The organism is Nitrospirae bacterium YQR-1, from assembly GCA_039908095.1.
Classification (GTDB): Bacteria; Nitrospirota; Thermodesulfovibrionia; order Thermodesulfovibrionales; family Magnetobacteriaceae; genus Magnetomonas.
On sequence record JAMOBJ010000101.1, the window covers coordinates 1 to 620 of the forward strand.

The window sequence follows — 620 nt, forward strand, 5'->3', positions numbered from 1 at the left end:
TGTCCTCTATTGCTTCCTGATTTTCCGCTAACAGGTCTAATACCAGGTTGCATTCATTCAATTAACTTTGTCAGCATCGTCTCAAACAGGCATGAGCTTGCTTCAAAATCCTCGGTATCACTTGAGGCCATAATGAAAGAACCCGTGATTGTCAGAGAAGAGGGGTCGGGGACACGGCAGGCGATTGAGCAGTTTTTCATAAAAAAAGGATTAAGTTTACAGAACCTTCGGATATTTCTGATAACCGACAGTGTTGAGGCGATAAAGGAATGCCTTTATACAGGGGCCGGCGGGTCATTTCTGTCTAAGCTGGTGGTTCGTAGGGATGTCGCTGCCGGCGGCCTAAAAGCATTAAAAATAAAAAACGAGCGAATCCTTAGAGATATGTCTCTCATTTATAGAAAAAAGAATATTTCCTCACACATTGTGGAGGAATTCCATAGCTTTATTAAAAACTATAAGTACAGCGGACTTTATACTGAGTAATATTCCAATTCTAATTCAAAAGTAAACACAGGCGGCTGGGAGCTTTCGACGATGCTGACAAAGTTAATTGAATGAATGCAACCTGGTATTAGTCTTTAATCTGATAGAAATAATCCCGGCTTTTATGTTAGCCT

Annotated in this window: 1 protein-coding gene; it reads left to right on the top strand. The window is 40.8% G+C overall.

Translation table 11 applies throughout. The annotated features are described in order from the left end of the window. Positions 1-486 (top strand): LysR substrate-binding domain-containing protein (locus tag H7844_16095; GenBank protein ID MEO5358798.1); only part of this gene is annotated, 486 nt, incomplete at its 5' end. Positions 487-620: the final 134 nt, after the last annotated feature.